This window comes from Thauera sp. AutoDN2, assembly GCF_051280715.1.
Lineage (GTDB): Bacteria > Pseudomonadota > Gammaproteobacteria > Burkholderiales > Rhodocyclaceae > Thauera.
The window spans coordinates 208,914-228,332 of the sequence record NZ_JBNCAR010000001.1; the positions used below are offsets into that span (position 1 = coordinate 208,914).

Consider the following 19,419-nt stretch of genomic DNA (forward strand, 5'->3'; position numbering starts at 1 on the left):
GCTCACCGAATCCAAGTATTATTATCTGCAATGCAATGCACGCCCAACCACCTGATCACGGCCATCGCCGACCCACAGCCCCATGCAACTCACCGACGCACTACAGCAAAGGTATCTTGTCCTGCGTGACAAGTTCGGGATCGGACTCACGACCCCCACCGACAACCGCACTCATCTCGATGCCGCCATCGCCTGGCTGAAGCACGCCCAGGATGTCACCGGCAACGGTGGCGTTGCCCAGACCTGGCTCGTCCGGGTGAAAAAGTGGGCGCCATCCTACCCGGAAACCACCGGCTACATCATCCCGACGTTCTACCGGTACGCAGCCCTCTCTGGCGACGATGACGCCCGCCAGCGTGCACGCCGCATGGCCGACTGGGAGATCGACATCCAGCACCCTACCGGCGGCGTACTGGCAGGGGCACTCGGCGATTCTGACCAGCCCACCGTGTTCAACACCGGCCAGGTCATCTTTGGCTGGGTGCGCGCGTTCGAAGAGGAAGGCGACGAGCGCTACCGCGAAGCGGCGGTGCGCGCCGCGAACTGGCTGTGCAACATCATGGAAGACGACGGCTGCTGGCGGCAGTTCGGCTCGCCAATGACCGGCAAGCACATCAACACCTACAACACACGCTCGGCCTGGAGCCTGGCGCGCGCGCACGAGATCACTGGCGAGCAACGCTTCCTGGACGCTGCCGTGCGCAACTGCGAATGGGCACTGACCCAGGCCGAGGCCAACGGCTGGCTCAACACCAACTGCCTGCAGGACAACACCCAGCCCTTCACCCACACCATCGCCTACGCCATGCGCGGTCTGCTCGAAATTGGCGCATACGCGCAACGCGAAGACTTCCTCAAGATCGCCCGGCAGATCGGCGATGCGATGCTTGCAGCGCTACCCGAAAACGGATTCCTGCCCGGGCGCTTCGACAAGCAATGGCAACCCACCGTGAAATGGTCGTGCCTGACCGGGGATTGCCAGCTCGGGATCAACTGGGGGCGGCTCTATCAAATTACAGGCGAAGTGAAATATCGCGAAGCCACCTCGCGCGTACTAGGCTTCGTCAAGAAAACACAGCGGCTGAATCGCGGAGACGTTGATACCGACGGAGGCATCAAGGGCAGCCATCCAATCAATGGTGGCTATCATCCTTGGCAGTATCCGAATTGGGCGACGAAGTTTTACGCAGATTCGCTGATGATGAACCAAAGTAACCAGTCAGGCCCCAAATACATAATTGCACAAAGACGCGTGCAGGCATGAACTCAAACCTTTCTAGCCACCCCATTTTAAGCTTCGATTTCAATACCTTCATGGAGCACGGCTCGATGATGAGCCGCGAGCACGTGCTGCTTCGGCTCGCAAAAAAACACTTAATTCTCCACTCCACACCACCGAGCGGCCGTGAAGTCGAGCCAAAAAATGGCGGCTTGACCAAAATCGCAGAGAATCTGTATCACTACACAAACCCACGATTTTTACCCAAGCTCTATCACCCAGAATTTCTTGTTCATCTCGTGGACCGCGTTAGATCTATCCACAGAAGAAGAACCCTATTAAGACTCGGCGGCAGGACTCCGCCGATCCTTTATATCTGGCACCCAGAATTCGCCACCGAGATCGATCGATACGACCACGCCTTGTCGGTCTACCATATTTACGATGACTATCCAACGCTGAACGGAACACATCCGGATCTTGAAGAAAAAGAGATTTCGCTACTCAAAAAAGCAGACGTTGTCTTTGTTATCAATAAGAGTCTGATCGAGAAAAAACGAAAACTCGTAGACCGAGAGTACATACATTTACCGCAAGCGGTAGATTTCGATATTTTCGACCTTGCGCGTAAGAGTAAAAAACTCGCTCCGGCAGACATATCAAAAATCGAAACGCCACGCCTTGGCTACATTGGCAGGATCAATGAAAAAGTTGACCTTAGTTTAATTGTCAAGCTTGCCCTCAAAAGAAGCGATTGGAGTTTCGTTTTTGTAGGTCCGGTCAACTCCACCCCAGCCATAGCCGACCTCATTCACCGCCTAGAACAAACTCCAAACGTCCATTTCCTTGGAACCAAGGACTTTTCTGAGATAGCAAACTACTGGAACTGCATCGATGTCGCGATAGTTCCTTACCGCGTCGAGCCCGGTCAGTGGGCTCACTTCGGAAGCCCCTTAAAACTACGCGAAGCCTTTGCTGCTGGCAAACCCGTTGTTTCCACTCCGCTAAGCGACGTAAAAGAGTTCGAAGGCTTAGCACTAACCGCCTCCTCTACATGCGAATGGGAAGCGCGAATTGAAGATGCGCTCGAAATACGAAAAGACTCAAAACTCACAACAAAAATGATAGACCTCGCCCGCCAAAACAGCTGGGGCGCAAGGACAGAAATGATTTCTAAAGTCTTTCAAGAGAGAATCGGAGCACATTGAACCTTAAAACCGCCCCTTAGTGACAGAAGCGTTTCACGTCAGATGAAGGATTCTCCGCAAATGAAGAAGCCTCAGAATCACACCACTTATGACGAAATGTTCTCAAAGGGCGGAGAGCAAGCCCCCTATCAGCTCCCATATTTTCTGTCTTGCTATTACCCAATGTACCTTGCAGTTCTCGATGTATTAAAAAGAACTGGCAGCTCAAGGGTGCTCGAAGTTGGATGTGGCACCGGTGGATTGGCACACCTTCTAAAAGATCGTTATCCAGTCGAGTATATTGGGATCGATTTCAGCTCGGTTGCTGTAGAGAAAGCAATCAAGAGGACGAATAATCCTGACTCATTCTTAGTGGCCGACGCACTCTCCCCTGAGCTCTACAACAGCAACTTGAGTACGATTGTCTGCACCGAGGTTCTTGAACATATCCCCCAAGACCTGAAACTCGTAGAGCTCTGGCCTGAAGGCACGCACTGCATCTGCTCGGTACCCAACTACGACTCGCAATACCATGAGCGCTTCTTCAAAGACGAAGCAGAAGTGATTGAACGCTACGGCGAGCTGATAGAAATAGATCGAATAGATCGAATCAAGAAACCCATTCTTGAAAACATCGCGATATCCAATCTGCTTCGACACCTGCGCTGGAACCGGTACAGACCCGGAAGGCTTCTTGAGCTTCTGGGCTTCGGGGATTTCGATAAAGTTGGAGGGTGGTTTGTCTTTTCAGGACAACGGCCCAGCCGCAAATCTTCCAACCATTAGCTCCACGCCTCTAATATGAATATTCGTTCGGCTCTCGCATACTCCTTTGGTACTCGTTACGCTGCGACGGCCGTACAGTTCCTATCAACGCTGATTCTTGCGCGCCTACTCACACCAGGCGAGATTGGGATCTACAGCGTAGGCGCCAGCGTCATCATGATCGCGCATACGTTACGCGATTTCGGCACGTCGACTTATGTAATCCAAGAGCAAGAACTGACACCAGCACGATTACGTACCGCATTTACCCTAACGGTGGCGATTGCCTGGTTTCTTGCGCTGACAATCTATTTTTCGGCACCCCCCCTTGGCGACTTCTACTCTGAGCCAGGTGTGGCGCTCGTAATGCAGATTATGGCCATCAATTTCGCACTGATACCGCTCGGATCAATCAGTGGCGCGATTTTAAGGCGCGAGATGCGTTTTCGCGCTCTTATGTACATAGCTGTCTTGAGCACAATGGTGAACTCTCTGAGTGCAATCGTGTTGGCCTATCTAGGTTTCGGCTTCATCAGCCTCGCCTGGAGCGCCGTACTCGGCACCGCAACGACCGTCATCGGCAACTGGATGGCAGAGCGCAAGGCGTTTCTGATGTGGCCCAGCCTGTCGGAACGGCACCGTGTGCTCGCCTTCAGTCTCAGGAGTAGCGTCTCATCGATTGCAGCGGAAGCCGGCCACGCGGCGCCGGACATCGTGCTCGGCCGGACGATCGGCATGGAAGGAACGGGGCTTTTCTCGCGCGCGCTGGGTTATGTGCAGATCTTCGAGCGGCTTCTGCAGGATGGTCTGCGGGGTGTGATGCTGCCTTACTTGTCCGAGCAGTTTCGATCGGGGGGCAACGTAAGGGCCAAACTGCGAGAGGCGGCCCCCAACATCGCTTCGGTTTCGCTACTCATCATCGGTCTTACCGGCACGCTGGCTGACGCGGCCATTACAGTCCTATTTGGCCCACAGTGGAACGCGGCCGTGCCCCCGGCGCAACTGCTTTGTATTGGCATGGCCTTGCGCTGCCTGTCTCCCACCCTTGCAGCGGCCATGGTTGCAACCGGTGGAATCACGAGCGTCATGCGTGTCAGTCTGGTCGCGACGACAGCCAAGTTCGCGCTATTGATCGCGCTTTCGGGGTATGGTCTGACCTACGCCGCAGCCGGCTTTGTAGGCGCCGAGGTGCTTGGGCTGGCAGTGCTGCTTTGGCAGAGTAGTCGAACGAAGATCTTTTATTTCGCCGACTATGCAGCCGCGATTTTGAAAACTGCGCTGCCCGTCACAGCAGCTTGTGCCGCCGCGTGGCTGCTATCGAGCTACGTGCCTTACGGAAGTGACTTCCTTGGGCAGGTGATGAGGCTCGGCGTCGGCGGTACCGCAGCGGTCGCATTGTGGCTACTCCTCATCTGGGTCACGGATGCTGCACCCAAGGCCGAGTTGAAGAGGCTGGGCACGACAATGACGCGCCGGGGGGGTACGCGGGGCTCGCAATAACAGGAGATGGCACCATGCGGACGACGGAGACAACCGATTTCAGCAAGGCACCCATTGCAAGGGTTGTGCTTGCACTTTGCGCCGGGGCTTCGATAAGTCTGAGCGCGCACGGGTCGACAACACCGACCGAGATGGAATGGCTGGGATGGCCTGATTTTTGTAAGGCGGGCTACCTGGCCTCCGGATGGGGAGGAGGCAGCGGCTTTCAGGGGCGAATGCCGCACTCGCAGGTCGAAAGTCTCAGACGGCAATTTGAGATAACCGTTGGCATTCCCGGCGTTCACCATTTCTGCGTCGGCATGTTGTACGTCAACCGCGCCAAAGCAATGCCTTCAGGCAATAAGCGAACAGAGACGCTTCGAAGTGCAGTTTCCGAAATCGACTATTCGTTCTCACGCGCCACACCCTCGGCTCCAATGTACTCGTTAATCACAGCCTATTACGGCACAGCGCTTTACCGGCAGGGCAAACGACAGGAAGCAAACGCCATGTGGGACAAGGGAATTCAGGCCAAGCCGAACGCTCGTGAGTCCTATCTCGCGAAAGCCGAGGTCCTGATTACCGAGAAGAAGCATCGCGAAGCCCTAGACGTGTTACTCAAGTACGAGAAAGCCAAGGAAACGGACTATGCAGACGCCGAGTACTTTCTGGGTCATGTCTACTTCGAACTGAAGCAGTACGAAAAGGCTCGAGAGCACGCAGACAAGGCCTACAAGCTCGGCTACCCCTTCCCCGGCCTGCTCAGAAAACTGGAGCGCGTCGGCAAATGATTGGAACTGATAACGTAATCGCCCCCGTCGCCACAGCAGCAATCAACGGCCATCTTCTTTAACCCGTTCCCGATAGCACCTCGCATGCGCTGCCTTCTTGTCGCCAGTATCTTCTCCCCGATCAACGGGGGCTCGGCCGTGGTGTACGAAACCCTGTGCCGTTTCGCACCTAGGGACTCGATGATCGTCTACGCCCCTTGGCGGCATTACATCGACGGGAAAGAGATCGATGGCTGGCGAGAACACGATGCGGCCACGCCCTACAAGGTTTACCGCACCGAACTGATCCGGCCGCAGATCCTGCCGCCACCGCCAAGTCGCTTGCATTCGCTGTGGCGCTTGCTGAGCATCGACATTCCGCTGAAGTGGCGTGTTTTTCGGGAGGTACGCCGGATCGTCCGCACACATCAGATCAATGTGGTCTGTATCGGCGAGCTGACCTCGGGCAGTTGGATCGGCATTGCCGCGCAGCGCTTCCTGGGCTGCAAGATGATCAACTACATCCATGGTGAGGAGATCACCACGGAGACGGAATACCGTTTCTTTGGTCGTCAGCGGCGGAAGTATCTGCACAAGGCCGATGCGATCGTGGCGGTAAGCCACTTTACTGAACACGCTTTGCAAAGGCTCATGGGCGTACCGGCCAGCAAGATCCGGCTGATACACAACGGGGTAAATATTCAGCGCTTCACCCCCGGGCCACGGCCGCAGTATCTGGTCGACCGTTATCAGCTCGCGGGCAAGCGGGTAATCGTTACAGTGGGGCGCACCGTACCGCGCAAGGGCGCCGATGCGTTGATCCGCGCCCTGCCCGAAGTACTGAAGGCCGCACCCGATGCGCATCTGCTGGTGGTGGGCGAAGGCGATTACCGCCCGGTGCTCGAGGAGTTGGTCCGAACCCATGGCATGAATGCACACGTGAGCTTTGCCGGCAAGGTGCCGGAAGAGGAACTCGCCGACCACTACCGGCTGTGCGACGTGTTCGCGATGCCCAACCGCGAGATGCCCGACGGCGACACCGAGGGTTTCGGGCTGGTGTTCCTGGAGGCCAATGCCTGTGGCAAGCCCGTGATCGGGGGACGCGCGGGCGGCGCTGTAGAGGCCGTGCGGGACGGCGAGAATGGTCTGCTCGTAGACGGCTGGAGCGTGGAAGATGTTGCGGCTGGCCTGACCCGCTTGCTCACGGACGACGCCGTGCATCAGCAGATTTCGCAGCGTGGTCTGGAGATTGCGCTTGCGTCGAGTTCGCGTGCCAAGGCAGAACAGTTTTACGACTTATGTGTGGAGTTGGTGCGTCAATGAGTCAAACCCCTGCGCAGCGGCGCACCGTATTGATCGTTGCCGGCGAGTTTCCGCCGCTCAAGACCATCGGGCGGATCCGCACGGTGAAATTTGCCGAGCATCTTCGCAGTCTGGGCTGGGATACGGTGGTGTTGACGGTTGCCGCCAATGGCGACGAGCCAAACTACGACGCCGCCCTGGAGTCGGAAGTACCCGATGGCATCGAGGTGGTACGCGTGCCGCTGGTGACTTTTGACGAGAGGATCACCCGCTTTGCAAAGCGCCTGCTTGGGCGCGGTGATGAAAAGGCGGCCTCGTCGCGAGCGTCCTCTGCTAGCGGTGCAGGCTCGGCGGCTGCGTCGCGTGGAGGCGCGCAGCCGGCAGGCTTTTTCGAGCGGCTGCAGCTTGCAGTGAAACGCTGGATCCGGCTGGGCCTGGACATCCCCGACAGCTATCTTCCGTGGGCACTGAAGGCCGTGCCTGCTGCGCGGGAGGTCTGTGCTCGCCGCAAGATCGATGTGATCTTCACCACCCTGCCGCCTTTCAGCGCGGCCTACGTTGGCTATGCGCTGCGGGGTGAGACTGGCATCCCCTGGGTGGCCGACTATCGCGACCTCTGGTACGGGGATGTGCTGCGCGAATGGCTGCCCAAGTGGCGGCAGAAGCTCGAGTTGCTGATCGAAAAGCGGCTGCTGACGCGCGCGGATGTAATCGTGACCGTCTCCGAGCAGAAGACCGATTACATGCGCCGCATGCACCCCCAGTTGAAGGCGCGCTGGGAGACGCTGACCAATGGCTACGATGCCGAGATCTACGCGACCCGAGGCCGCAGCCGCCCGTTCGATTCGCAGGCAATCGAGTTCGTCTATACCGGCCGCTTGTTCAAGAACCGGCGCGGTTATGCGTTTGCCGAGGCTTTCGGACGCCTGAAGCAACGGCGCCCCGAACTCGTCGCACCCGTGAAGGTGCGCATCCTCGGCGGCGTAGCGCCGGAGATTGCCGCACGGTATGGCGAGATCCTCGCGCGCTACCAGATTGGCGAGCATTTCGATTTTCCCGGTGATGTGAGTTACCAGCAGGCCATGGATGCGCAGGTCAATTGCGACTGGCTATTGCTGATCGTGGACACGGGCGAGACCTCGGACGGCGTCATCCCGGGGAAGCTGTTCGAGTACGTCGCGTCGCAAAGGCCGATGTTCGCACTGTGCAACCCGGGCGCAACACAGCAGATCATCGAGCGCGCCCGGCTGGGCGTGGTGGTCGGCGCGGAGGATACCGATGCGTGCGAGCGGGCCTTGGAGAAAGCACTCGACAAGCCGGTGCCGCAGCGTCTCGACCGGGACGAGGATTACCTGGCGCAGTTCGACCGCAAGAACATCAGCCGACGCCTGGCCGAACTGCTCGAGCAAACCGCCGCCGCACGGCAACGCACCTGACCGGCAATTGCAGCCTCAGGCGGCCTGCCGGTAGGTGACGTTGCGACGGCTCAGGAGGAAGCGCAGCACGTAGCGAGCAGCGGTCTTGTCCCACGGGGTGAAGCGCGGCAATTGAAAAAGGTCGCTCCGTGCGGTCGCGACGCCCCAGGCCGTGCTGAGGGCCGCCTCGAAGCCGCATTCCCTGACCAGTTGGGCGTGCGTCACATCGTAGTCGTCGCCGGGAATTCCGTTAGGGTAGGCGAAATAGCGCACGGGCTTGCAGGCAAGCTGCTCGAGCTTGGCCTTTGCAGCCAGGATCTCCTGGCGCGCCGTTTCAACGGACACACGGGTAAGAATCGGATGCGTGACCGTGTGGCAACCGATTTCCATGCCACGCTGGGCAAGATCGCGCACTTGTTCCGAAGTCATCATCAGGTCGTCGGGCAGCGGTTGACCAGCGCGCTGCACCAATTCATTCAGGAACCCGTCGCGTCCCTTTACGCCGATGCGTCGCAACCAGCGCTGCAGACTCTTGAAGATGCACCGCTTGTCCTGGTCGGTCTTTGCAGGCATGACCGGAATTCCCCAATCGTGCAAATCGACCGTGTCGTGCGGCCAGCGGCGCAGGACTTCGAGCAGGGTGTCGTTCCACATTCGCCCACCGTCGATGAAGCCGGTAGCGACAAAAAAGGTGGCCTGCAGTCCAACCCGCTCCAGAATCGGGAGCGCCACCTCGTAGTTGTCGCGGTAGCCATCGTCGAACGTAAGGCACAGTGAATACGGGGGTAGCGTGCCCCTGCGCAGACGCTCGAGCCCTTCCGACAGGCTCAAGACGTTGAACTTGCGCCGGAGGAGCTGCATGTCCTTCAAGAACAACTCAGCGGTCATTTCCTCGGGGAGGAGCGGGTCGGCCTCTGCCAGCACGCGATGAAAGATCATGACCGAGAGCCGATCCTTGGCCGCCTCCGGGAAGAGGGCTCTGCCAATGGTGGTAACAACCTTGGTCCCCAGGGCATCGGCAACCATGGCGGGGAAGGCGGAGCCCCCCGGCTCGAGTCGTGACGGTTCGGTCATGTGAAATCCCCCGCGGCTGCAGCCGCTTTAGCGTGAACCGCGTTCGAGCCCTGAGAAGCTTAGCCCGCCCTGCATCGCGGGTGCCACGGTCTTCAGGTGCTCATTGACCTGCAACTTCGCGGCAACGAGTGCTGCGATCACGTAATAGGGCATTTCCCAATAAGCCAGATCAAGAAACGCCCCGCCAACTGCAAAGCCGGCAATGCTGACCTTTGCCATGTTGCCGAAATGAGCCGCCCAAACCAGATCATCGACGCCCTTGCCTACCCTGACGAGATATCCCGCCACGCGATAGGCCGAGATCCACATCAGCAGAAACAAGGCCAAGCCGATGTAACCATGCTCGCCCAGGACCTGAAAATAAATGCTGTGCGCCACAAGAACGATCGACGGATCGGGCGCATACATCTGGTAGATGAATGGGGATGCAAACGCAAACCCGGCGCCGGTGATCCGGTCGTTGGCGATGTTGAAGGCCATCGTCCAAGCGTTGATCCGTCCCATGGCGGAGGCATCCTGTTGGTAGGTGCCGATAGTGCCCATTCGATCAAACCATGTGTCGGGTGCGGCGAGCAGCACCAGCACGCCGAATCCGACAGCGGCCAGCGCAATCGGCAACTTCGATTTGCTACGCCACCACAGCACGCTGCCCATGGCGATGATGGCGAGCAAGGCGCCGCGCGACTGGCTACCGATCGCCGCTATCGCGGAGAGCCCCATGGCTGCATAGAGGCCGCGGCGAATCCACTTTTCGCCCAGGCGCCTGAAGCCGGGCCACTGTGCAGCGACGGCAGACTCCTGAACCAGGAAGTACATGAGGGGGATCGTCATGATGAGTCCGACGGCAAGCTCATTGTTACCCTGAATGAAACTGGAGGTTGGCCCCCACACACGGTGCGCACCACCGGTCGCAATGGTGAACAAGCCGCCTTTGATGCCGAAGAAACCCAGAGACACGGCAATCACCCAGATCATTCCAATCACCTGTTCGCGCGTCCGCATTACAGCCCCCACGGCGAGCGTCATCAAAACGACCTTAAGGAAATCGATATAGCGGGAAAGACTGTGATCAACGATGAAGGCGCTGAATGAGGTAATCGCCATCCAACATGCGAGCAAGAGCATCCAGTTGAGCGGAGCCCCCGCAGGCCATCGGGCCTGTTTCCTGTTGAAAAAGATGCTAAGCAGGGTGACGCCGGCCGCAACCTGGGCGAAAGGCATTGAATAAGCGAAGCCCCAACCGAGCCGATGCGGGTTCATGACGCCGATCCACACCCACAGCACGGCACCGAAGAATGGGCGCTTCAGTGCATAGGCCGCAAGCAGGCCAACAAGAGCAAGGACAATGATGTCGCGTATGGGCATGGAACGAGGCCTGAGTTACTTCGTTAGGCGGCTACCGGCCAGCCACCTTGCTGCTTACATAGCGGTGTTTACCCGATTTTTCTGCAGGCAGCACTTCAACAATATGGACCTCGATGTCGACCGATCGTCCAAGCCGAGCCTTGAGCCCTTCGGCAATGACGACCCGGCCGGTATTCGAATCGAAGTCTGCATCGGGCTCGACCCACACACGCGTCAGCCCGAGCGACTCCTGCACGATCTTGAACCGGGCCACACCCGGAATATCCCGCAGCACGTAAATCAGTGCCAGGCCGTGCATCACGGTGCCGTCTTCCGCCACCACGAAATCAGTGCTGCGCCCCTGAATGTCCTTGAGGATCGGCAGGCCACGGCCGCAGGGGCATGCATCCTCGCCCAGCGTGCCGATGTCGCCGGTGCGGTAGCGGATGAAAGGGTAGTCGCGCGTGGCGAGGTGGGTGACGACGATCTCCCCCGACTGCCCCGGCGGCAGCACCCTGCCCGCCTCATCGATGATCTCGACGACGATGTCCTCGGCCGTGATGTGCATGTTGCCGCTGGGGCATTCGTGCGCGATGAAACCGGCGTCACGCCCGCCGTAGCCGTTGGCCACCGGGCAGCCGAAGAGCCGGCGGATGGTTTCGCGCTGGTGGTCGTAGAGCCGCTCCGAGGTGCAGAAGACCACCTTGATGCCCAGGTCGTCGAGCCGCACGCCGCGCTGTTCAGCGCGCAGGGCGATGTGGCTGATGGCCGAGGGGTAGCCGAAGAGCATCTTCGGCCGGCGCTCGCGGATGCGGGCGATGAAGCCGTCGACCTTGGCGTCGGACATCTCGAAGGCGGGCAGCAGCTCGGTGCGCATCAGCGCGTCGCGCACCAGGCGCACGCGGTCCTGGGTGCCGAGCTCGATCGGCGAGCCCCAGACCACGATCTCGCGGTCGCCGATGTCCACGTCCCACCAGCGCGTCGCGCGCCACTTGGCGGCGACGTCGTGGGTGACGCGCTCGGTGCCGATGAAGAAGATCAGCGGCTCGCCGCTGCTGCCACCGGTGTTGAAGCGGGCCAGACCCATGGCGTTGTCGGCGCGCAGGGCGTCGGTGTGGGCGCGAATCTCGGCCTTGGTGAGGAAGGGTAGCGCCTGCAGGTCGACCACGCTGCGCACAGCGGCGGGGTCGAAGCCGCTGCGGGCGAAGAGCTCGCGGTAGTACGGCACATGCACGGCCACGTCCTGCAGCAGGGCATGCAGGCGCTCGAGTTGCAGGTCCAGGATGCGCTGGCGCGGCCACCACTGCGAGGCTTCCATGTCGCGGTGCACGCGCACGGTGTCGTGCTTCTTGAGCTTTTCCTGCAGCGGGAAGAGCGCACCGGAGACGAAGCGGGTATAGAGGTCGCTCATGATCTTTCTCTCAGGCCACCGGCCGCATGGATTGGGCGGGGGCGTGCAGGGCGTCGTGGTAGGCGGCGAGCAGGGTGTCGCGCACGGCCTCCCAGCGGTAGCGCTGCACGGCCTGCAGGCCGGCGGTACGCAGCATGGTTGCGCAAGCCGAGTCGGTCAGGATCTGCAGGGCCGCGGCGCCCATGGCTAGGGCATCGTTGGCCGGCACCAACAGCGCGGTACGGCCGTGGTCGACGATGAAGGGCACGCCGCCCACATCAGTGCTGACCACCGGCACGCCACTGGCGAGCGACTCGAGCACCGAGTTGGGCATGTTGTCCACGTGGCTGGGGTTGAGGCTGAGGTCTGCCTCGCGGTACAGCGCGGCCATCTGGTCGCGGTCGAGCCGGCCGGTGAAGCGGACTCGATCGGCCACGCCGAGCGTGGCGGCGAGTTGTTCGAGTTCTTCGCGTAGCGGCCCGCTGCCCGCAATCGACAGGCGCGCCGCCGGCAGCTTTGCGGCCACGACGGCAAAGGCACGCAGCGCGACGTCGATGCCGTAGATCGGCTCGAGGTTACGCGCCACCATGATGTGCGGTGCCTGTGGGTTGGGCGGGTAATTAGCCGCTGGGTGGAAGCGAACCAGGTCGATGATGTTCGGCACCACCCTGCCCTGCATGCCGTGGCGCGCAAACACTTCGAGCAAAAATCCCGAGGGCAGCAGCAGCCCGGCGCTGTGGCGCAGGGTGGCGCGCACGGAGGCTGCAGCCTTGTCCAGAAACGGCCCCGCCTCGCCGCCACGGTAATTGACCACAACCGGCGTGCCACGCAGCGCCGCGATGCGGATGGCCGGCATGGCGAAGAGGTGCCAAGACCAGCCGGAGTTGGCCATCACGTGCACGATGTCCGCCCGGCCGCAGACCTGCCAGAGGTGCGCCAGATAAGGCAACAGACGGAACACCGCGCGCACACCCTTGATTCGGCCCGCCCAGGCGGGTTTGTAGGGCGCATTCACCTGCACCAGCTCGACGCTCGCGCCTTCGCCGCGCAGCAGCTCGGCGAGCTGGCGCGTCTGGTTGGCCATGCCGCCGGCGGGCGGAGGCAAGGGGCCGACGAGGGCGATGCGCAGGCCGTCGAGCTTCATACGGCCTTCCGCTGCGTGAGCCGGCCATACACCGGGATGTAATTCGCCACGCTGTTCTTCCAGTTACGCACCTCTTCCACGAAGTGCCGCCCCGCCGCGCGCATCGCCGGCCAGCGCTCGCGGTAGTCGAGCATGCCGTCGATGGCGGCGGCGAGCGCCTCGGCGCTGCCGGCCTTGAACAGCTTGCCGGTCTCTCCGTCGCGGATCAGTTCCTTGTGCCCGCCGACGTCCGAGGCCACAAACAGCCGCCCCTGCGCCATGGCCTCGAGCGGCTTGAGCGGGGTGACGAGTTCGGTGAGGCGCATGGAGTGGCGCGGGTAGGCGAGCAGGTCGATCTGATCGTAATAGCGGCTGACCTCGCCATGCGGGACGCGCCCGGTAAAGACGATCTTGTCGGCAACGCCCAGTTGCTGCGCCTGCGCCTTGAGGTTGGCCTCCTGCGGGCCGCCGCCGACCAGCAGCAGGCGCAGCTCGGGGCGCTTTTGCAGCAGCGCGGGGAAGGCGTCGAGCAGCAGGTCGAGGCCTTCGTAGGCATAGAACGAGCCGACGAAACCGACGGTGGTGCAGCCTGCCACGCCGAGCTGGCGACGCAGTTCCTGGTCCGGGTCGCCGGAGAGCTGGAAGCCTTCGGTATCCACCGCGTTGGGGATGACCGTGACCTTGGCCGCTGGAATGCCGCGCGCCACGATGTCGGCGCGCAGGCCTTCGCAGATGGTGAAGGCGTGATCGACACGCTTGAGCGCCCAGGTTTCCATGGCGCGCGTGGCGCGGTAGCGGATGCTGCCCTCGGCGGTGGTGCCGTGGTCGACCGCGGCATCCTCCCAGAAGGCGCGGATCTCATAGACGACAGGAATGCCCAGGCGCTTGCCGACGCGGATCGCGGGGATGGCGTTGAGCACCGGCGAGTGGGCGTGCAGCACGTCAGGCTTGAGCTCGCGGGCGAGCTGTTCGAGGCGGGCCTCGGTGGCGCGCATCAGGCGCAGCTCGTTGATCCCGGCCGGGCCGGCCTCGGGCACCGGACAGCGGTAGAAGCACAGGCCGTCGACGTCTTCGACCTCGGTCGCGGTCTTGCCCTGCTTGGGCGAGGTCAGGTGAAACGTCTCCCACCCCAGCGCCCGCTGCTCGCGCAGGATGGCCGCAGTGCGGAAGGTGTAGCCGCTGTGCAGCGGGATGGAGTGGTCGAGGATGTGGAGGATGCGCATGGTTAGGGCAGCAGTCGGTCGTACTCGGCATGGCTGCCGATCCAGAACCAGAGAACACCGTCTTCGAGCTCAACGCCCAGAGCGCGAAACTTGAGCCCAACGCGAGCAGATCGGTATTTCCCGACTTTCTTGAAATGCAGCGAGGGATGAGCCGGATTGAGCTTCAGCAACTCGAAATTCTGCCTCGCAAGTTCCTGCACATGCTCCGGCAAGGCGTCGAATCGCGCCCAGAAGTCGTCCGACGCGTGATGCCTCAGAGTTCGCGACTCCTTCCAGCCCGATGCGCATTCAATGCGGCTCCGGCCAGGGTGTCGAGCTTGCCAGCCAATGCGTCACGCTCGAACCTCTCATCCCAGGCCGCTTCGTCAAAGCGTGCAAACCACTCCCGAAAGCTTGCGAGCTCTTGCGGCGACAAGGCCTGAACGCTCTTCTCGATTTCCTCGACTCGGCTCATTTGTCTGCTCCTTATTAGCTGAAGTGATTCAGACCACACACTCGGCGGGAGATTGCCCGTGCGGGGCCAAACCGCTCCCGATATTCCGCACAAACGCCTCGAACATCAACAAGGTCCACAGCGGTGAGCTGTAGTCTCGCCCGCCGGACTGGTGGGCGTCGACCAGATGCTGCAGGTAATCACGGTTGAATATACCGGTGGCGGCCAGGGTTTCGCCCAGCACTGCGTCACGCACGCGCTGTTTGAGCGGGCCGCGGAACCAGCGCGCGAGCGGCACGGCGAAGCCCATCTTCGGGCGGTAGAGCACGTCGTTGGGCAGGAAGGGTTCCATCGCCTTCTTGAACAGGTACTTGCCTTCGTTGCCCTGGATCTTGAGGCCGGAGGGCAGCGTGGCGAGCCATTCGACCAGTTTGTGGTCCATCAGCGGTTCGCGCACTTCCAGCGAGTGGGCCATGCTGGCGCGGTCGACCTTGGTGTTGATGTCGCCGACCAGGTAGGTCTTGAGGTCCAGGTACTGGATCAGCGCCAGCGGGTCGTCGGTATTGGCGGCTCCTGCGTGGCGGCGGAAGACGTCGAGTGCATTGTAACCACCGAGCTTGTTGCGGAAGTCGGCGCTGAAGAGCTTGTGCCGCATGTCGCCGCGCAGGATGGACACGCTGTGGAAGTAGGCCTCGGTAGCGTCGCGCGCCATGGCCTGGAAGGTGGTCTTGGCGCGGAACACCCGCGGCGCCCAGTCGGCCTTGGGGTAGAGGCGGCCGAGCAGGCCGAAGACGGGCCGGCGCACGCCCATGGGCAGCGCGGCGCGCATCTTCTCTTCCATCAGGTGCATGCGGTAGCGGCGGTAGCCGCCGAAGCTCTCGTCGCCGCCGTCGCCCGACAGCGCCACGGTGACGTGCTTGCGTGCGAGCTGGCACACCCGGTAGGTGGGGATGGCGGAGCTGTCGGCGTAGGGCTCGTCGTAGAGGGCGGCCAGGGTGTCGATGAGGTCGAAGTCGTCGGACTTGACCGTTTCGACGAAGTGGCGGGTTTTGTAGCGGTCGGCGACCTTCTGCGCGAATTCGGATTCGTTGAACTTGGGGTCGTCGAAGGCGATGGAGCAGGTGTTGACGGGCTCCGCGCTGATGCCGGCCATGGTGGCGACGACGGCGCTGGAGTCAACTCCACCGGACAGGAAGGCGCCCAGCGGCACCTCGGCGATCATGCGCAGGCGCACGGATTCGCGCAGGCGCTCGGTGAGTTCGGCGGTGGCTTCCTCGAGGCGGATGTCGTTGTCGAGGGTGAAGCGTACGTCCCAGTACTGCTTGGGCTCGGGGATGGGCTGGCCGCGGCGGATGCAGAGCGATTCGCCCGGACCGAGCTTTTTGGCGCCGAGGAAGATGGTGCGCGGCTCGGCGACGTAGCCGAGCGCGAAATACTCCTCCACCGCCAGCGGGTCGATGCGGCGGTCCAGATCCGGGTGCTGCATCAGCACCTTGAGCTCGGAACCGAAGGCGAGCGTGCCGTCGGCCAGCAGCGCGTAGAACATCGGCTTGACCGCGAGGCGGTCGCGCGCCATGAAGAAGGTGTCGCGGTTACGGTCGTGCAGGGCAAAGGCGAACATGCCGCGGAAGCGCTGCACGCAGTCTTCGCCCCAGGCTTCCCAGGCATGGACGATGACCTCGGTGTCGCTGCGGGTGTGGAAGACGTGGCCCAGGGCTTCGAGCTCGGGCACCAGCTCCTGGAAGTTGTAGATCTCGCCGTTGAACACCACCGCCACCGAGCCGTCCTCGTTGAACAGCGGCTGCTGGCCGGTGGCGAGGTCGATGATCGACAGCCGCCGGTGCGCGAGCGCGACGCCGGGCTCGAAGTGGTAGCCGCCTTCGTCCGGCCCGCGATGGTGCTGGACATCGTTCATGCGCTGCATGAGGGCGCGATCGAAGTCGCGCTTGCCGCGGGTGTCGAAGAGGCCGGCAATGCCGCACATGATCGGGAGTCCTCTTTATCGGGCGCCGTTTGGGCGCAGCAGCTGTTCGTAGAGACGGGTGTAACGCGCCACCATGTTGTCGATGCTGAAGTTGCGCTCAACCCGCCGGCGGCCGGCGGCGCCATGACTTTGCCGCAACGCAGCATCTGCAGTGTAGCGCAGGAATGCCTGCGCCATGGCGTGCGGGTCCTGTGCGGGGACGAGCGCGCCGGTCTCGCCTTCGACGACCAGCTCGGCGTTGCCGCCGACGTCGGTGGCGACCACGGGCAGGCCGCTGGCCATGGCTTCGAGGATGGTGTTGGAGATGCCTTCGGCCTGCGAGGGCAGCGCGAAGAGGTCGAGCGCGCGCATGACTTCGGGCACGTCGCTGCGCGCGCCGGCCAGCCAGGCGATGTCGCCGATGCCGGTGGCGGCGATCTCGGCTTCGACCTCGGCGCGCTGCGGGCCGTCGCCGGCGATGACGAGGCGCAGCCGGGCGCCGGCTTCGCCCTGCGCGCGCGCGATGGCGACAGCACGCACCAGGTTGAGCTGGTCCTTGACGGTCTGCAGACGGCCGACGGTACCGACGATGACCGTATCCGGGTCGTCGAAGGGGCTGCCCGCCACCGCCTGCCGTGCCGACGCGGGCTGGAAGCGCAGCGTGTCGACGCCGTTGCAGATGCGTTCGACCTGGCTCGCGGCGATACCGACACGCTCGGTGAGGTAGGACTCGATCTGCCCCGAGAGCGCCACGTAGCGATGGACGAAGGGGCTGTAGGCGCGGCGCAGCAGCTGGTACTTGCGCTGCGTTCCGCCAGGGTCGGAGGTGTCCCAGCCGTGTTCGCCATGCACGCGTGCCGGCACACCGGCCAGCGCGGCCGGCACGGCGAATTCCAGCGCGGCCAGGTTGCGTGTGTGCACGATGGCCGGGCGCAACTGGCGGCAGAGACGGTAGAAACGCGGATAGCGCTTGATGCCGTGGCCGGGCGGCTTGTGCAGCGAGATGAATTGCACATCGCTGCGCTGCACGCGCTTGCAGAAGTCCGGCGCGCATTGGGCGAGCGCCACGACAGCATGGCGGAAGCGCTCAGGCGGCATGTGGTTGATGAGATTGACCACGCCGTTCTCCAGCCCGCCGACGTCGAAGCTGTAGAGCACGTGCATGACCAGCGGGCGGCCGTCGCCCTTGTGGCTGAGCCCGGGCTGGGTCATTGCGGAATGCTCCGCGCCGGAGCCTCCACGGCCTGCTCGATTGCGGCTGCGTGCGCGTCGAAGAAGGCCTGCAGCCGGGCGCGGGCGGCGAGCTCATCATCGCCCGCAGGCGTGGCGAGTACCGCTACGGCGGACTCATCCGACTGCCCGAGCAGGCGGTCGAGCGCCAGGCGTGCCTTGGCTTCGGCATCCCCCACCAGCGTGCGGCCGTTGATGCGGTACCAGTGCCAGGTGAGCACGCGCCCCTGCTGGGTGGAGATGAGATTCTCGCGCACGGGTTGCCCTGCGATGGTGAGCGTATGCGCGGTACGCACCAGGCTCACGTTCTCGATCGACGGTGATGCCGGCCCGTTTGCCCAGGCCACCATCTCGCTGCCGTCGCGCTGGCCAAAGTACCACGCCGCGTGCAGCAGGACGGGCGCCTGCGCCCCGTCGGCAACGTAGGTCTGCGAGGCTTCGGCGCGTGCACCGCGATAAACCGGACGGTAATCGAAAGCCTGCGCAGCCGGCGCAGTCCACCCCGCGGCCGGGGCGGGTGCGGACAGCGCCACCGGGAACACGGCAACCGGGGCATCGAGCACCTTCAGCACGGGGGGGAACGCCGCCGCCACCACGGCCAGCGACAACGCCGCCAGCCAGCGCAGGCTGCGCGGCCCGGCCGTCTGCGCCACGGCGGCCTGCGGCGCCACGGCGGCCGGGGCCTCGTGCCAGCGCCCGCCGATCCAGAACATCAGGAAGATGACCACGCCGAAGAAGACCCAGCCGTAGAGGATGTGATCCACGCCCACTGCGATCTTGTTGCCGGAGAGGTAGCCCAGCATGACGATGAAGTAGGCGCGCAGCCAGTTCGCCAGGATGGGCACGGCGATGGCTACGAGCATGAACAGCAGCCGGCGCTTGAGGCTGGTGTAGTTGAGGTAGGCGTAGAGCGCGCCGACGAAGAGCGAGGCGATGAGGTAGCGTACGCCGCTGCAGGCTTCGACCACCGACCAGCGCCCATTGGGCACGACGAAGTGCAGCCCTTCCTGGTACACCGGCACACCCGACAGGCGCAGCGCCCACACGGTGAATTCGGCGGTGTAGTGCATGAGCGTGGGCAGCATGAACTCGCCGATCGGCACGCCGAAGAACAGGAACAACAGCGGAAACAGCAGCACCCGGCTCAGCCGCCAGCCCAGCACGCCGACGAAGGCCGATACCAGCAGCGCAAACAGGGCGAAATGCTGCGCGGCCGCCACGCTGACCATGCCGCCGAGCAGCCACAGCAGGCCCGCGGCGAGGATGGGCAGCGCCATCCACGCGGTGGGCTCCGGCTGCAGGCTGCCGATGCGATCGCGCGCGCGCCAGACGAGCCAGCCAAAGGCGGGAAAGACGACGAGACCGTGGGCGAAGGTATCGGAGGTCCACCAGATGCCGGCAACCCCCTGCGCAGTCTGCCAGTACCACCCCACCACCCACAGCAGGGTGAGCACGAGCGCGAGGGCGACGGCGGAAAAGGCGCGGGGGTTATGGCTCATGGC

17 protein-coding genes are annotated in these 19,419 nt (G+C 62.4%); 7 read left to right on the forward strand and 10 right to left on the reverse strand.

The window, feature by feature from the left end; all coding sequences use genetic code 11:
- Positions 1 to 82: 82 nt before the first annotated feature.
- The 7 genes from ACPT9U_RS00945 (at position 83) to ACPT9U_RS00975 (ending at position 8,158) form a co-directional block, all read left to right on the forward strand.
- A complete protein-coding gene (locus tag ACPT9U_RS00945; protein WP_435749591.1) occupies positions 83 to 1,264 on the forward strand; it encodes a beta-L-arabinofuranosidase domain-containing protein in 1,182 nt (393 codons plus the stop codon).
- Positions 1,261 to 2,427: a glycosyltransferase gene (locus ACPT9U_RS00950; RefSeq protein WP_435749592.1), complete on the forward strand. Its 1,167-nt coding sequence runs from the start codon at positions 1,261 to 1,263 to the stop codon at positions 2,425 to 2,427. Before ACPT9U_RS00945 ends, ACPT9U_RS00950 begins: the two co-directional genes overlap by 4 nt.
- Positions 2,428 to 2,487: 60 nt before the next feature.
- Positions 2,488 to 3,192, forward strand: coding sequence for a class I SAM-dependent methyltransferase (locus ACPT9U_RS00955; RefSeq protein ID WP_435749593.1), 705 nt, complete (start codon positions 2,488 to 2,490; stop codon positions 3,190 to 3,192).
- A gap of 15 nt (positions 3,193 to 3,207) precedes the next feature.
- Positions 3,208 to 4,671: an oligosaccharide flippase family protein gene (locus ACPT9U_RS00960; RefSeq protein ID WP_435749594.1), complete on the forward strand. Its 1,464-nt coding sequence runs from the start codon at positions 3,208 to 3,210 to the stop codon at positions 4,669 to 4,671.
- A gap of 14 nt (positions 4,672 to 4,685) precedes the next feature.
- The gene (locus ACPT9U_RS00965; protein ID WP_435749595.1) at positions 4,686 to 5,441 is read left to right on the forward strand and encodes a tetratricopeptide repeat protein; all 756 of its coding nucleotides are present in this window, start codon (positions 4,686 to 4,688) and stop codon (positions 5,439 to 5,441) included.
- 180 nt (positions 5,442 to 5,621) lie between these two features.
- Entirely contained in the window at positions 5,622 to 6,743 is a 1,122-nt protein-coding gene (locus ACPT9U_RS00970; RefSeq protein WP_435749596.1) for a glycosyltransferase family 4 protein, read from the forward strand.
- Positions 6,740 to 8,158 carry a glycosyltransferase gene (locus ACPT9U_RS00975; RefSeq protein ID WP_435749597.1) on the forward strand — a complete coding sequence of 473 codons (1,419 nt, stop codon included), beginning with the start codon at positions 6,740 to 6,742 and terminating at the stop codon, positions 8,156 to 8,158. The genes ACPT9U_RS00970 and ACPT9U_RS00975 overlap by 4 nt, the downstream gene beginning before the upstream one ends.
- Positions 8,159 to 8,173: 15 nt before the next feature.
- On the opposite strand, the gene ACPT9U_RS00980 is transcribed toward ACPT9U_RS00975, so the two are convergent.
- From ACPT9U_RS00980 to xrtA, 10 genes are all read right to left on the reverse strand, one after another.
- Positions 8,174 to 9,211, reverse strand: a complete 1,038-nt coding sequence (locus tag ACPT9U_RS00980) for a polysaccharide deacetylase family protein (protein ID WP_435749598.1) — start codon at positions 9,209 to 9,211, stop codon at positions 8,174 to 8,176.
- A 27-nt stretch (positions 9,212 to 9,238) separates the two neighbouring features.
- The gene (locus tag ACPT9U_RS00985; RefSeq protein ID WP_435749599.1) at positions 9,239 to 10,576 is read right to left on the reverse strand and encodes a putative O-glycosylation ligase, exosortase A system-associated; all 1,338 of its coding nucleotides are present in this window, start codon (positions 10,574 to 10,576) and stop codon (positions 9,239 to 9,241) included.
- Between the two features lie 31 nt (positions 10,577 to 10,607).
- Complete coding sequence (locus tag ACPT9U_RS00990; protein ID WP_435749600.1) at positions 10,608 to 11,966, reverse strand: phenylacetate--CoA ligase family protein; 1,359 nt, start codon at positions 11,964 to 11,966, stop codon at positions 10,608 to 10,610.
- Positions 11,967 to 11,976: 10 nt separating this feature from the next.
- Positions 11,977 to 13,089 (reverse strand): glycosyltransferase family 4 protein, encoded by a 1,113-nt coding sequence (locus tag ACPT9U_RS00995; RefSeq protein ID WP_435749601.1) that lies wholly within the window; start codon positions 13,087 to 13,089, stop codon positions 11,977 to 11,979.
- Complete coding sequence (locus tag ACPT9U_RS01000; protein ID WP_435749602.1) at positions 13,086 to 14,291, reverse strand: TIGR04063 family PEP-CTERM/XrtA system glycosyltransferase; 1,206 nt, start codon at positions 14,289 to 14,291, stop codon at positions 13,086 to 13,088. Before ACPT9U_RS01000 ends, ACPT9U_RS00995 begins: the two co-directional genes overlap by 4 nt.
- A gap of 2 nt (positions 14,292 to 14,293) precedes the next feature.
- Positions 14,294 to 14,461 carry a hypothetical protein gene (locus ACPT9U_RS01005; protein WP_435749603.1) on the reverse strand — a complete coding sequence of 56 codons (168 nt, stop codon included), beginning with the start codon at positions 14,459 to 14,461 and terminating at the stop codon, positions 14,294 to 14,296.
- A gap of 83 nt (positions 14,462 to 14,544) precedes the next feature.
- The gene (locus ACPT9U_RS01010; protein ID WP_435749604.1) at positions 14,545 to 14,745 is read right to left on the reverse strand and encodes a hypothetical protein; all 201 of its coding nucleotides are present in this window, start codon (positions 14,743 to 14,745) and stop codon (positions 14,545 to 14,547) included.
- A 28-nt stretch (positions 14,746 to 14,773) separates the two neighbouring features.
- The gene (locus tag ACPT9U_RS01015; protein WP_435749605.1) at positions 14,774 to 16,708 is read right to left on the reverse strand and encodes an XrtA/PEP-CTERM system amidotransferase; all 1,935 of its coding nucleotides are present in this window, start codon (positions 16,706 to 16,708) and stop codon (positions 14,774 to 14,776) included.
- 15 nt (positions 16,709 to 16,723) lie between these two features.
- Positions 16,724 to 17,899, reverse strand: coding sequence for a TIGR03088 family PEP-CTERM/XrtA system glycosyltransferase (locus ACPT9U_RS01020; protein WP_435749606.1), 1,176 nt, complete (start codon positions 17,897 to 17,899; stop codon positions 16,724 to 16,726).
- On the reverse strand, positions 17,896 to 19,416 hold the full coding sequence (gene xrtA / locus ACPT9U_RS01025) for an exosortase A (protein ID WP_435749607.1): 1,521 nt from the start codon (positions 19,414 to 19,416) through the stop codon (positions 17,896 to 17,898). The genes ACPT9U_RS01020 and xrtA overlap by 4 nt, the downstream gene beginning before the upstream one ends.
- Positions 19,417 to 19,419: the final 3 nt, after the last annotated feature.